Origin of the sequence: Leisingera thetidis (assembly GCF_025857195.1) — a bacterium.
GTDB lineage: Bacteria > Pseudomonadota > Alphaproteobacteria > Rhodobacterales > Rhodobacteraceae > Leisingera > Leisingera thetidis.
Genome location: NZ_CP109787.1, coordinates 1,513,227 through 1,525,509 on the forward strand (window position 1 = coordinate 1,513,227; position 12,283 = coordinate 1,525,509).

The 12,283-nt window shown below is 64.6% G+C and carries 14 protein-coding genes; 8 read left to right on the forward strand and 6 right to left on the reverse strand.

Annotated features, from left to right (window positions below; translation table 11 throughout):
- Window positions 1–328: 328 nt before the first annotated feature.
- From OKQ63_RS07280 to eno, 3 genes are all read left to right on the forward strand, one after another.
- The gene (locus OKQ63_RS07280; RefSeq protein ID WP_264213279.1) at window positions 329–742 is read left to right on the forward strand and encodes a Fur family transcriptional regulator; all 414 of its coding nucleotides are present in this window, start codon (window positions 329–331) and stop codon (window positions 740–742) included.
- Between the two features lie 167 nt (window positions 743–909).
- Complete coding sequence (locus tag OKQ63_RS07285) at window positions 910–1,806, forward strand: DMT family transporter (protein WP_264213280.1); 897 nt, start codon at window positions 910–912, stop codon at window positions 1,804–1,806.
- Between the two features lie 173 nt (window positions 1,807–1,979).
- A complete protein-coding gene (eno, locus tag OKQ63_RS07290; RefSeq protein WP_264213281.1) occupies window positions 1,980–3,254 on the forward strand; it encodes a phosphopyruvate hydratase in 1,275 nt (424 codons plus the stop codon).
- Between the two features lie 99 nt (window positions 3,255–3,353).
- On the opposite strand, the gene OKQ63_RS07295 is transcribed toward eno, so the two are convergent.
- The 4 genes from OKQ63_RS07295 to OKQ63_RS07310 all read right to left on the reverse strand — a co-directional run bounded on the left by OKQ63_RS07295 (window position 3,354) and on the right by OKQ63_RS07310 (window position 6,283).
- Complete coding sequence (locus OKQ63_RS07295) at window positions 3,354–3,779, reverse strand: GFA family protein (RefSeq protein WP_264213282.1); 426 nt, start codon at window positions 3,777–3,779, stop codon at window positions 3,354–3,356.
- Window positions 3,780–4,359: 580 nt separating this feature from the next.
- Window positions 4,360–4,635 carry a glycine zipper 2TM domain-containing protein gene (locus OKQ63_RS07300; protein ID WP_264213283.1) on the reverse strand — a complete coding sequence of 92 codons (276 nt, stop codon included), beginning with the start codon at window positions 4,633–4,635 and terminating at the stop codon, window positions 4,360–4,362.
- Between the two features lie 260 nt (window positions 4,636–4,895).
- Window positions 4,896–5,345 carry a GNAT family N-acetyltransferase gene (locus OKQ63_RS07305; RefSeq protein WP_264213284.1) on the reverse strand — a complete coding sequence of 150 codons (450 nt, stop codon included), beginning with the start codon at window positions 5,343–5,345 and terminating at the stop codon, window positions 4,896–4,898.
- Complete coding sequence (locus tag OKQ63_RS07310) at window positions 5,342–6,283, reverse strand: nucleoside hydrolase (RefSeq protein ID WP_264213285.1); 942 nt, start codon at window positions 6,281–6,283, stop codon at window positions 5,342–5,344. The genes OKQ63_RS07305 and OKQ63_RS07310 overlap by 4 nt, the downstream gene beginning before the upstream one ends.
- Before the next feature lie 270 nt (window positions 6,284–6,553).
- On the opposite strand from OKQ63_RS07310, the gene OKQ63_RS07315 reads away from it, so the two are divergent.
- On the forward strand, window positions 6,554–7,108 hold the full coding sequence (locus OKQ63_RS07315; protein WP_264213286.1) for a hypothetical protein: 555 nt from the start codon (window positions 6,554–6,556) through the stop codon (window positions 7,106–7,108).
- Window positions 7,109–7,185: 77 nt separating this feature from the next.
- On the opposite strand, the gene mazG is transcribed toward OKQ63_RS07315, so the two are convergent.
- Window positions 7,186–8,001, reverse strand: coding sequence for a nucleoside triphosphate pyrophosphohydrolase (gene mazG, locus OKQ63_RS07320; RefSeq protein WP_264213287.1), 816 nt, complete (start codon window positions 7,999–8,001; stop codon window positions 7,186–7,188).
- A 62-nt stretch (window positions 8,002–8,063) separates the two neighbouring features.
- On the opposite strand from mazG, the gene OKQ63_RS07325 reads away from it, so the two are divergent.
- From OKQ63_RS07325 to OKQ63_RS07340, 4 genes are all read left to right on the forward strand, one after another.
- The gene (locus OKQ63_RS07325) at window positions 8,064–9,230 is read left to right on the forward strand and encodes a M20 aminoacylase family protein (RefSeq protein ID WP_264213288.1); all 1,167 of its coding nucleotides are present in this window, start codon (window positions 8,064–8,066) and stop codon (window positions 9,228–9,230) included.
- 78 nt (window positions 9,231–9,308) lie between these two features.
- On the forward strand, window positions 9,309–10,277 hold the full coding sequence (gene speB / locus OKQ63_RS07330) for an agmatinase (RefSeq protein WP_264213289.1): 969 nt from the start codon (window positions 9,309–9,311) through the stop codon (window positions 10,275–10,277).
- A complete protein-coding gene (gene speB / locus OKQ63_RS07335; RefSeq protein ID WP_264213290.1) occupies window positions 10,270–11,217 on the forward strand; it encodes an agmatinase in 948 nt (315 codons plus the stop codon). The genes speB (OKQ63_RS07330) and speB (OKQ63_RS07335) overlap by 8 nt, the downstream gene beginning before the upstream one ends.
- 75 nt (window positions 11,218–11,292) lie before the next feature.
- Window positions 11,293–11,736, forward strand: a complete 444-nt coding sequence (locus OKQ63_RS07340) for a DUF1499 domain-containing protein (RefSeq protein ID WP_264213291.1) — start codon at window positions 11,293–11,295, stop codon at window positions 11,734–11,736.
- Window positions 11,737–11,982: 246 nt separating this feature from the next.
- Here the strand turns inward: OKQ63_RS07340 and OKQ63_RS07345 are convergent, their stop codons facing one another.
- Window positions 11,983–12,282 carry a hypothetical protein gene (locus OKQ63_RS07345; protein WP_264213292.1) on the reverse strand — a complete coding sequence of 100 codons (300 nt, stop codon included), beginning with the start codon at window positions 12,280–12,282 and terminating at the stop codon, window positions 11,983–11,985.
- Window position 12,283: the final 1 nt, after the last annotated feature.

The window sequence follows — 12,283 nt, forward strand, 5'->3', positions numbered from 1 at the left end:
TGCACTCGGCACGGGCCGGATCCGCCGCAAAGCAGCGGTGTCTTGCGGGGCAGGGACCTCGGGCGCGCGCTGGCCGGATGCCAGGCCGCTGGCCTCTGCAATCCCCACGCGTGATTTTGGGAATGGCGGCATATCACTTGACCCCCGGCGTCTGGTTGCGCATGCGGCGCGGCCGGGTTTGGTCTCTGCTCACGCGGCAGGGAGGGATGCCTGCACGCCAAATGGCTGTGGATAAGCCGTTTGTCAACTGTTGATGCAGATGAAAAGCCTGTTTTCGATGCAGATTGCTTCCGCTAAAGAGGAAGACCAGAAAACCGCGAGGACGCCGATGGCAAAGACGATTATCGCCCGCTGCGAGCGCAAGGGGCTGCGCATGACCGGCCAGCGCCGGGTGATCGCCCAGGTGCTGCAGGACAGCGATGATCACCCGGATGTGGAGGAGCTCTACGCCCGGGCCAGCGCCCGCGATGCGGCGATTTCGATTGCCACCGTCTACCGCACGGTGAAGCTGTTCGAGGAAGCGGGCATTCTGGAACGGCTGGAGTTCGGCGACGGACGCGCGCGGTACGAGGATGCCGATCGCGAGCATCACGACCATCTGATCGACATGAACTCGGGCGAGGTGATCGAGTTCTGCGACCCGGAGATCGAGGTGCTGCAGGAACGGATCGCCCGCAAGCTGGGCTATGAGCTGCGCGGCCACAAGCTGGAGCTTTACGGGGTGCCGCGCAAGCCGGAGTAGGCGGCCGGGGGCGTGCCGCGGGCAGCGGCTCATATCACGGAAATTGATGTGCGTGCTCACGACTTGTCATGACGGCGGGTCGGAAACGGAGTTGCCGCGGCGCTGCTTTGCCGGTCTTTACACGGTAAACCCGGCGGTCCGCCGGCCGCAAAGAGGGGCGCGCGCTCATGAACAACCTGCACGGCATTCTGCTGGTCATCGCCTCGATGGCGTTTTTCACCCTTGAGGACATGTTCATCAAGCGCCTGTCGGGCACCGTGCCGGTGGGGCAGATCCTGATCTGCCTGGGGCTGGGCAGCGGGCTGGTCTTTGCGGTGATGGCCAGGCTGCAGGGGCACCGGCTGCTGGCGGCGCGGGCCTGGCGCAGAAAGCCGGTGCTGCGGGCCGCCTCGGAGGCGGTTTCGGCGATGGCATTTGCCTCGGCGCTGGCGCTGGTCGATATCTCCACGGTTGCCGCGGTGTTTCAGGCAACGCCCTTGGTGATCACCATGGGGGCCGCGCTGTTCCTGAAAGAGGACGTGGGCTGGCGGCGCTGGCTGGCGATCTGTGCCGGCTTCCTGGGGGTTCTGCTGATCATCCGGCCGGGGCTGGACGGGTTCGAACCGGCGGCGCTGCTGGTGGTGGTTGCGGTTCTGGGCGTTGCGGCGCGCGATCTGATGACCCGGACGATGGACAGTGGGGTGCCCTCTGCCGTGCTGAGCTTCCAGGCCTTCCTGGCGGTTGTCCCGGCCGGCGTTCTGCTGCTGCTGTTCACGCCGGGCGATGCGCAGATGCTGGCGCGCGGCGAATACCTGATGATGGCGGGCGGGGTGCTGTTCGGCGTTCTGGGCTATTACGGGATCGTGGTGGCGATGCGGGTCGGTGATGCCTCGGCGGTGACGCCGTTCCGCTATACCCGGCTGCTGTTTTCGATTCTGGTGGGCATCATCGTCTTTGGCGAGCGGCCTGATACGCTGACGCTGGCGGGGGCGGCGCTGATCATCTGTTCCGGGCTTTACACCTTTGTGCGCGAGCAGCGGCTGGCGCGGCAGGCCCGCCGGGCGGCTGCGGCGGCTGCGGCCTGAGGTCCCGGCGGGCGCCTTTCCGCAAAGCTGTTGGCGCAAACAGGGCAATGTTAGCCCTAACCCGCCGCTTTCATGCGTGTTAGCGATAACGATCCCGGTTTACATTTCCGCCGCGGCTGGTATGACGCTGGCAACGGAACGCGCCGCTTTCAGGCCAAACCAAGGACGGACAGATGAGCACCATTATCGACATTCACGCCCGTGAAATCCTCGACAGCCGGGGCAACCCGACGGTTGAGGTCGACGTGATCCTGGAAGACGGCACCATGGGCCGTGCAGCGGTGCCGTCGGGGGCGTCGACCGGCGCCTATGAGGCGGTGGAAAAGCGCGACGGCGACACCTCCCGCTACATGGGCAAGGGCGTGCTGGAAGCGGTGGCCGCGGTGAACGGCGAGATCGCCGAAGAGCTGGTCGGGTTTGACGCCTGCGAGCAGGTCGCCGTTGACCAGGTGATGATCGAGCTGGACGGCACCGAGAACAAGGGCCGCCTGGGTGCCAACGCCATTCTGGGTGTGTCGATGGCGGTGGCCAAGGCGGCGGCCGATTTTACCTCGCAGCCGCTGTACCGTTATATCGGCGGCACCTCGGCGCGGGTTCTGCCGGTGCCGATGATGAACATCATCAACGGCGGCGAGCATGCCGACAACCCGATCGACATCCAGGAATTCATGATCATGCCGGTGGCCGCGGAGAACATCCGCGACGCGGTGCGCATGGGTTCCGAAGTGTTCCACACCCTGAAGAAAGAGCTGTCGGCGGCGGGCCTGTCCACCGGGATCGGCGACGAGGGCGGCTTTGCCCCCAACATCGCCTCCACCCGCGAGGCGCTGGATTTCGTGCTGAAGTCGATCGAGAAGGCCGGCTACAAGCCCGGCGAAGAGATCTATCTGGCGCTCGATTGTGCCGCGACCGAATACTACAAGGACGGCAAATACGTGCTGGCGGGCGAGGGCAAGACCCTGTCCAGCGCGGAAAACGTGGCCTATCTGGCGGCGCTGGTGAAGGATTACCCGATCATCTCCATCGAGGACGGCATGGGCGAGGATGACTGGGACGGCTGGAAGGCGCTGACCGACGAGCTGGGCGGCAAGGTGCAGCTGGTGGGCGACGACCTGTTCGTGACCAACCCGGCGCGTCTGGCGACTGGCATCGAGCGCGGCTGCGCCAACTCGATGCTGGTGAAGGTGAACCAGATCGGCACCCTGACCGAGACCCTGAAGGCGGTCGATATGGCGCACCGCGCGCGTTACACCAACGTGATGTCGCACCGCTCGGGCGAGACCGAGGATGCCACCATTGCCGACCTCGCCGTGGCGACCAACTGCGGCCAGATCAAGACCGGCTCGCTGGCGCGATCCGACCGGCTGGCGAAATACAACCAGCTGATCCGGATCGAGGAAATGCTGGGCGAAGTGGCGGTATACGCAGGCCGCTCGATCCTGAAGTAAACAGCCGGAACGCCGGGACATTTTCCTGGCGCCGGGACGAAGCCCCGCCTGTTGGCGGGGCTTCTTGCGTTTCGGGGCGCGGAACCGGCGCTGGCGGGGTCATTCCTCCATCGTCTCGCCGCTGCCGCCGAAATCCGCCGGAAAATCCTTGAACTTGGGCAGGCCGTCCTTCATCGGCAGAACCGTTTCGGCGTAGTTGACATGCACGGCCGGCGAAAAGTCCAGTGATGGCAGTGCCGCGGCATACACATCCACGACCCCGAGACCCGGATGGTTGGTCATCAGGTGCCCGCCGCAGTCCGTGCAGAATTGCCGCTCGCTGCTGGGTGCCTTGATGAAGGTGGCGATCTTGTCCTGTCCCCTGGTGACGCGGACCGCTTCGGGCTTCCACAGGGTGAAGGCGTTCACCGGACCGGCAGACCACGAACGGCAGGAGCTGCAATGGCAATAGCCCATCGCCTCGGGCTTGCCAGTTGCTTCAATTTCCACCGCACCGCAAAAACATGAGCCTGTGTGCCTAGGCATGGCGCTTCCCTCCTTGTGTTTCCCGGGTTCACTGTACCACAGACCGCATGGCGCGCGGTGGCATGGGCCGGGCCTGATGGCCCGCGGCAATGAGGGGCCGTAACAAGTGCAGGCCCCTGCGCCGGAAGACCGCCGGCACTCTGCCCATGCCAAGCTGCGCCTGTTCTCCTTGGCGCCAGCCGCAGCCGGGCGGCCGCTTGCCGGGAGCAGGCGGCTATCTGACCTGTCATACGCCGTTTTCCGCATGTGTGGCCCGGATCACAGACGCTCACGTCAGTGTTATGTTAAATTTTTTTGCACAGCGCGATGGGCGCTGCAGGAAAGGGGAACAGGTCATGACGACGCGGGTTCTGCGCACAGTGGCTATCTGTGCAATTCTTTCAACGCTTCTGGGGTGCAGCGGAGCGGGCACCTATCCTTTCAGCGGGCAGGCGGCCGCTGCCGGCGACCCGGTGATGCGGATGAACATGATGGCCGGACATGCACTGCCGCCGGGGATGTGATCTGCCGGACGGATCCGTCCAGTGCAGCTGGCGCCCTGGCCGGGGCAGGGCGCCAGAGTGACGTTTTGACGGGGGCCTTAGCAGGCGGCGGTGTAATAGGTGCCGTCGCCACGGGAATAGGCGCACTGCCGGGTCTGGTTGTTTTGCGCAACCATCGTGCCGGCCGCTGCGCCGCCCAGGGCTGCGATCAGGCGCCAGTCGTCATCGGCCTTGAGAGCGTCAGCCGCAATCAGGCCTGCAGCGGCGCCGCCTGCCACGCCGGCAACTGTGCGCTGTTCCGGGGTCAGGTTGGTACAGGCGCCCAGGCCCAATGCGGCGGTGCTTGCAAGGACAGGGATCCAGCGGAAATTCATGGTGTTGCTCCATTCAAGTGGGTGCGGGACGGTTTGGTTTTCCGGCCGCGGATGGCACTATAACGCCTGCCGCTGGCGGATGGTTCCGCATTGTTGCATGACCTTGCGGCCGCGGCGCAGTTCCGCCCGCGCAGGCCGCCCGGCGGCAGGCTTCCGCCGGGGGCGCGGCAGGGTACCGGAATTTTGCGAAAATTCCGGCCCGGAAATCAGGTGATTTCCGGATCGTTTCCCGCGCCGGGAAACGGCTGGCCGGCGCGGCGTTACAGATCCTTGGTCATCAGGATGTAGTTCTTGCGCGGCTGAAAGCGGGTGCGCAGGTAGAGCCGCTGGGCGGTCTCGTTGGTGCGGTCGACCTCCAGATGCAGCGCGCGCATGCCGGCACCGGCCAGCGATTTCGGCAGTTCGGTCAGCACCTCGGTGGCAATGCCGCGGCCGCGCACCGCGGGGCGGATGTACAGTTCGTCGACAAAGCCGTCCATGCCGCCGAACTCGACGGACCAGCCGAAGGTGATCACGATATAGCCGATTGGTGCGCGCGCCGGGCCGATCAGGTAGACCGCGCCATAAGGGTGGCCGTTCAAGAGCGGTTCGATCCCGGCGCGGCGGTGGTCTTCAGTGCTGTCCAGCCCGGTTTCGGCGTGGAAGGCGGCCACCAGCGCCAGCACCTGATCCAGGTGTTCGGGCTTGGCGAGATGCAGGGCGGCGCTCATAGGCGGGCAAGCCTTTCGGTCAGAAGGTCGAAAAAACCGTCCGCATCGGCATCGCCGATGAACAAGGCGTTGGGCGCGCGGTCCGTGACCCCCCACCAGTCGGCGACGGTCATGCCGAGGGTGAGCGGCGACTGCGTTTCGATCTCGACATTCACGCGGCGGCCGGAGAACAGCGCGGGCTTCAGCAGCCAAGCGATGACGCAGGGGTCGTGCAGCGGGCCGCCTTCGGAGCCGTATTTCTCCACATCGAAACGTTCGAAGAATCCGAGCATGTCGGCGGTGAATTGGCCGACGCGGCTGTTCAGGGCACGGATCGCGTCGACGCGGGGTTTGGTGGCCAGCACCTGATGCGTCGCATCCAGCGGCATCACGGTGATCGGTGCGCCGGATCTGAAAATGATTTCAGCGGCTTCCGGGTCGACGTAGATGTTGAATTCGGCCGCCGGGGTGATGTTGCCCACCTCGAAATAGGCGCCGCCCATCATCACGATTTCCTGCACCCGCTCGATGATGTCGGGCGCGGTGTTGAAGGCGGCGGCGATATTGGTGAGCGGGCCCAGCGCGCAGAGCGTGACGGTGCCCGGTTCCTGCGCGCGCAGGGTGTCGATGATGAAATCCACACCGTGCTCCCTGGCCAGCGGCATCTGCGGCTCCCACAGGTCCGGGCCGTCGAGGCCGGTTTGGCCATGCACATGTTCGGCGGTGATCAGGGGGCGGGCAAGCGGCGCCTTGCTGCCGGCGTAAACGGGCACATCTGTTTTGCCCGCGGCCTCGCAGACAATGCGGGCGTTCCTGCTGGTGAGCGGCAGCGGCACATTGCCGGCCACACAGGTGATGCCGAGCAGATCCAGTTCCTCCGGGCTGGCCAGCGCCAGCAGGATGGCCACCGCATCATCCTGGCCCGGATCGGTGTCGATGATGATTTTCCTGGCGCGCATGGCACTCTCCGCTGGTGGTGAGCCACGAGACTACGCCCAGAACAGCCGGGATTGAACCGCTGCCGCGCAGACCGGTGCAGATTTCCGGAAATTTTCTGCGACGGACATTTGCCGGGACGGCGTTTGCTTTCTATGGTCTGTTTACGTGGCGGCAGCTGAGGCGGGATGGTCCGGGCGCGCGGCGGGGTTTGGGTCCGGAACGGGCGGTATTGGTGCAGCGGTGTTTTGCCGGAAGACGCAAATTTTTGATTTTCATGAGGAATATGAAGCATGGGCAATGATCCCAAAGTTGTCGGAGACATCCTGAAAGACAAGAAGATGACTGCCGCCTACATGGACTACTGCAAGCGGCGCTATTGCCTGAACGAGTTCATGTTCACCCAGAACAAGGGCAATCCGGAATCGCTCTGGACCCGTTACATGGACCAGAAAAAGGGCAAGGAGCCGGTCAATATCACCTCGAAGACCTATAATGCGGCCAAGGTGCTGGCAGAGAAGGGCGACTTCAAGAGCGGTGACTGGAAGAAGATCATCGAGACCGGCAAGAAAGAGGTCGTTCTTATGCTCAACAAGGATGTCATGGGCTTCACCGGCAGCGACGAATACAAGAAATACGTGGCCGAAAACCGGATGGGCGATCCCAAGAAGGCGGCCAAGCTGCTGGGAATCACCGATGTGAAGAAGCTGAAGGATGTGATGGTCAATATCGCGGTGGACGACAAGAAAGCCGCCGAGAAGCTGTGGAAGGACCTGATGAAGAAGGAAAAGATCATCCAGGACTTCAAGACCATCATGGGGAACCTGAAAAAGGCCGGGCTGGCCTGAAGCCTGAAGCTGTTGCCCGGCGGCGGGGCCGCCGGGGATTGAGCAGTTGGGGATAGATGAAGCCGCGGGCGGCGCGTTCAGGCGCGCTCGTCTGCTTTGACGTCGTCCCAGAGGGCGTCCATTTCCGCCAGATCGCTGTCTTCGGGGCGTTTGCCGCGGGCGGCAAGCTTGGCCTCGACGCCTTCGAAGCGGCGGGTGAACTTGGCGTTGGCGGCGCGCAGGGCGGCTTCGGGTTCGACTCCCAGGTGGCGGCCGAGGTTGGCCATCACAAACAGGAGGTCGCCGAATTCCTCCTCGACTTCGGCGTGGGAGAGGCTGTCGCGGGCCTCGACCAGTTCGGCGCATTCCTCGTGGATCTTGGCGATGACGTTGGCGGCGGAGGGCCAGTCAAAGCCGACGCGGGCGGCGCGTTTCTGCAGTTTGTAGGCGCGCAGCAGCGCGGGCAGGCCGATGGCGACGCCGTCGAGGGTGCCCTTTTGCGCCTTGTCCGCGCGTTCGGCGGCCTTGATCGCCTCCCAGTCGCGGGTCTGCTGTTCGGCGGATTTTTCGCGGCTTTCCTCCCCGAACACATGCGGGTGGCGGGAGACCATCTTGTTGGACATGGTGGCGACCACGTCCTGGAAGGTGAAATGGCCGGCCTCCTGCGCCATCTGGGCGTGGAAGACGGATTGGAACAGCAGGTCGCCCAGCTCTCCCTTCAGCTCCTCCCAGGCGCCGCGGTCGATGGCGTCGGCAACTTCGTAAGCCTCTTCAATGGTATAGGGGGCGATGCTGGCGAAATCCTGTTCGATGTCCCAGGGGCAGCCGGTCTGCGGGTCGCGCAGGCGGGACATGATTTCCAGCAGACGCTCGATGCCTGCGGTTTCGTCGTGAATCAGATCTGTTTCGGGCATTGCGGCTCAGCTTGTTCCGGTGTCAGATGCATCATCCCGAGTCTGGAGCAGGAGTCCACCCCATGCCGGTCGTGAACCGTATTGCCGATTATGCCGAAGAGATGAAGGCCTGGCGGCGGCATCTGCACCAGATCCCGGAGCTGGCGCTGGATCTGCCCAAGACCGCGGCATTCGTGGCGGAGCGGCTGCGGGAGTTCGGCGTGGATGAGCTGCACGAGGGGATTGCCAGGACCGGCATGGTGGCGATCATCAACGGGCAGGGGGCGGGCCCCACCATCGGCCTGCGCGCCGATATGGATGCGCTGCCGATCCCGGAGGAGACCGGGGCGGCGTATGCTTCGGGCCACGCGGGCAACATGCATGCCTGCGGCCATGACGGCCACACCGCGATGCTGCTGGGGGCGGCGAAATACCTGGCGGAGACGCGCAATTTCAAGGGCCGGGCGGCGCTGATCTTTCAGCCTGCCGAGGAGGCGATCGGCGGTGCGCGCATCATGGTCGAGGAAGGCATCATGGACCGCTTCGATATCGGCGAGGTCTATGCGCTGCACAATGCGCCCGGCCTGCCGGCGGGGCATTTCCTGACCACGCCCGGCGCCCTGATGGCGGCGGTGGATACCTTCCACATCCATATCAAAGGGCTGGGCGGCCATGGTGCCATGCCGCATGAGACCCGCGATCCGGTGATGGCGGCCTGCGGCATGGCGCAGGCGATCCAGACCATCGTCAGCCGCAACCACCATACGCTGGAGGATCTGGTGGTCTCCGTCACCCAGATCCACACCGGCACCACCGACAACGTGATCCCGGACACCGCCTATATCAACGGCACCGTGCGCACCTTCAATCCGGAGGTGCAGAAGATGGTGAGGCGGCGGATGACGGAGATCGTGGCGGGGCAGGCGGCCAGCTATGGCGTCACGGCAGAGCTGGACTATGAGGTCGGCTATCCGGCGACATTCAATGATGCGGAGAAGACCGGTTTTGCGGTGGAGGTTGCCAGGGAAATCGCGGGCGAGGGCAATGTCGAGGCGGACGGCGGGCGCGAGATGGGGGCGGAGGATTTCGCCTATATGCTGCAGGCCCGGCCCGGATCCTATCTGTTCCTGGGGCAGGGGGAGTCTGCCGGGCTGCATCACCCGAAGTACGACTTCAATGACGAGATCGCCCCGGTGGGGGCGTCGTTCTTTGCCCGGCTGGTGGAGCGGGCGCAGCCTGCGGGCAGCTAAGGGGCTGCACGGATGACAGGACCTGGCAAAGCGGGTATTTGATCAAAAGATAAAGCCGCAGAACAGGGATGCACCGCCATGGCACTGGAAGACGCAAAACACATGATCGATCACGCCTTCACCCGCGAGGATCTGAAGGGGCTGAGTTTCGAGATCACCTTTGGCGGGGCCACGTCCTTTTTGCGCCGCAAATACACCAAGGACCTGGCCGGGGTGGATATTGCCGTGACCGGCGTGCCGTTTGACCAGGCGGTGACCAACCGGCCCGGCACACGGCTGGGGCCGCGGGCGATCCGCGAGGCATCTGCCCTGCAAAGCCCGGACGAGCCCTATGGCTGGCCGCATAAGCCGCTGAGCACGCTGGCAATTGCCGATTACGGCGATCTGGCCTTTGATCACGCCAATGTGCCGGAGTTTCCGGCAGCGCTGACAGACCATATCCGCGGCATTCTGGCGGCGGACACCGCCTCGGTCGTGCTGGGCGGCGATCACTACATCAGCTTTCCGATCCTGAAGGCCTATGCCGAGAAATACGGGCCGATCTCGCTCTTGCAGTTCGATGCCCATACCGACACCTGGCCGGACGACAACATGGACCGGGTGGATCACGGCACCATGTTCTACAAGGCGGTGAAGACGGGGATCGTGGATCCCGCGACATCGGTGCAGGTGGGCATCCGCACCACCAATGAAGACACGCTGGGGTTCAATATCATCGATGCGCCCACGGTGCATGAGATCGGACCCGTCGAGACAGCAAAGCGGATCAAGGCGATCCTGGGCGACCGGCCCGCTTACCTGACCTTTGACATCGATTGCCTGGACCCGGCCTATGCGCCGGGCACCGGCACGCCGGTCTGGGGCGGGCTGACCTCGGCGCAAGCGGCGCGCATCCTGCGGGAGACCGCCGGCATCAATATCAAGGGCGGTGACGTGGTGGAGGTCTCTCCCCCCTTTGACACAAGTGGCGCAACTGCTATTGCCGGGGCACATGTGGCGACGGAGATCATCTGCCTTCTGGGCTGGAACATGAGAGACAATGACTGAGTTCAATCAACCGATCAGCGGCAATGACCTGGCCCGGTTCTCGGGCCCGAACACCTTTATGCGGCTGCCGCAGGCGACCTCCCTGGAGGGGCTGGATGTGGCGGTTCTGGGGGTTCCGATGGATATCGGCACGTCCTGGCGGTCCGGCACACGGTTCGGCCCCAAGCAGATCCGGGCCGAAAGCGCGATGCTGCGGCCCTACAACATGGCGACCGGGGCGGCGCCGTTCGACAGCCTGAACATTGCCGATATCGGCGATCTGGCGATCAACACGTTTTCGCTGCCGGATTCGCTCAGGATCATTCAGGACAGCTATGAGGCGATCCTGTCCGGCGGGGTGATTCCGGTGGCGATGGGCGGCGATCATTCGATCACCCTGCCGGTGCTGCGCGCGATTGCCAAGAAATACGGCCCCGTCGCACTGGTGCATGTGGATGCCCATGCGGATGTGAACGACGAGATGTTCGGCGAGCGCGAGACCCACGGCACCGTGTTCCGCCGCGCCTATGAGGAAGGGCTGATCGTTCCCGACAAGACCTATCAGATCGGCATCCGCGGCACCGGCTATGCGGCCACCGATTTCACGGAGGCGCAGAGCTGGGGCTTCCAGCATTTCCCGGCGGCGGAGCTGTGGGGGCGGCAGCTGCATCAGATGGGTGCGGAAATTCGTCGCGATATCGGCAATAGGCCGGTCTATGTCAGCTATGATATCGATAGTCTTGACCCGGCTTATGCGCCGGGCACCGGCACGCCGGAAATCGGCGGGCTGACAACGCCGCAGGCACTGGAACTGATCCGGGCGCTGAAGGGGGTCAATATCGTCGGCTGCGACCTGGTGGAGGTGTCGCCGCCCTATGATCCCTCGGGCAACACCGCTTTGGTGGGGGCCAACCTGCTCTATGAGCTGCTGTGCGTGCTGCCGGGCGTGGTAATGAAATAAGCGGTCCGGCCTCGAGCAGAAGGCCGGCGGAGGGCCGCGCGCAGGGAGGAGGCAAGGGGTGACCTTGAAACCGCAATGAAGCGGCTGATGCTGTTCGGCTGGCTGGTGCTGGCCGCCGTGGTCGCCGTGCTGGGATTCATCCGGCTGGCGCCGAGCGATCCGCTGGACTGGAATACCCAGCCGGAATTCACCGAGGACAAGGAATTCCGCGGCGGCGTGTTCCGGGTGGTGCGCAGCGGGCCGGACGGGCTGGAGCGGTTCCACCGGATTGCCAGCACCGCGCCGCGCACCAGCGTGCTGGCGGGCGGGCCCGAGGACGGCATGGTGACCTATATCACCCGCACACAGGTGCTGGGCTTTCCCGACTACACCACCGCGGCGCAGGACGGGGATCTGCTGAAAGTCTACGCCCGGCTGCGGTTCGGGCGCTCCGATCTGGGCGCCAACAGGGAGCGGATCAACACCTGGCTGGCTGAATTGGACGGCTCCGCCCCGCGGGCCGCTGCCGCAGAGGAGTAGCCAGAGGCTCCCGCCTGCTCGCGGGTCTTTGGAAAAGCCCCTCGCAGTTGGGCCGGGCGCCGCGCAAAGCGCGGCGCGGGCTTTTCCGCCGGGGCGGAAAAGCCTTGGATCTGCAGAGAAGCGCTTCCGGGGGCAAGGTCGGCCCCGGAAGACGCCTGTTCAATTGTGTTCATCCATGCCGCGTCAAGGGCAGGCCGCGCGTGGCCGCGCGGTGGCTGCGCCCCCCTTGACCCGGCGGCTGTGGAGTCAGAGTTCCGGCAGGTCCGATGTGCCGCCGGGTGAGTGCGGCAGCGGCTGCAGCGAGGCCGACAGGCAGCTGCTTTGCACCTCGCGCCACATCGGCACGTTCAGCGACATCTGGCATTGCGCCATGAACATGCGCCCGTCGACCTGCAGGCAGCGCAACTCGCCCAGTTCCACCCGGGCGCCGGATTTGTCGGTGCAGTAGCAGTCGATGGTCTTGCCGCCCGGGCCGGCCACATCTGCCAGGGCGCTTTCGGAAGCAGCCATGAAAATGGAAACGACAAGGGCACTGGCATGTTTCATG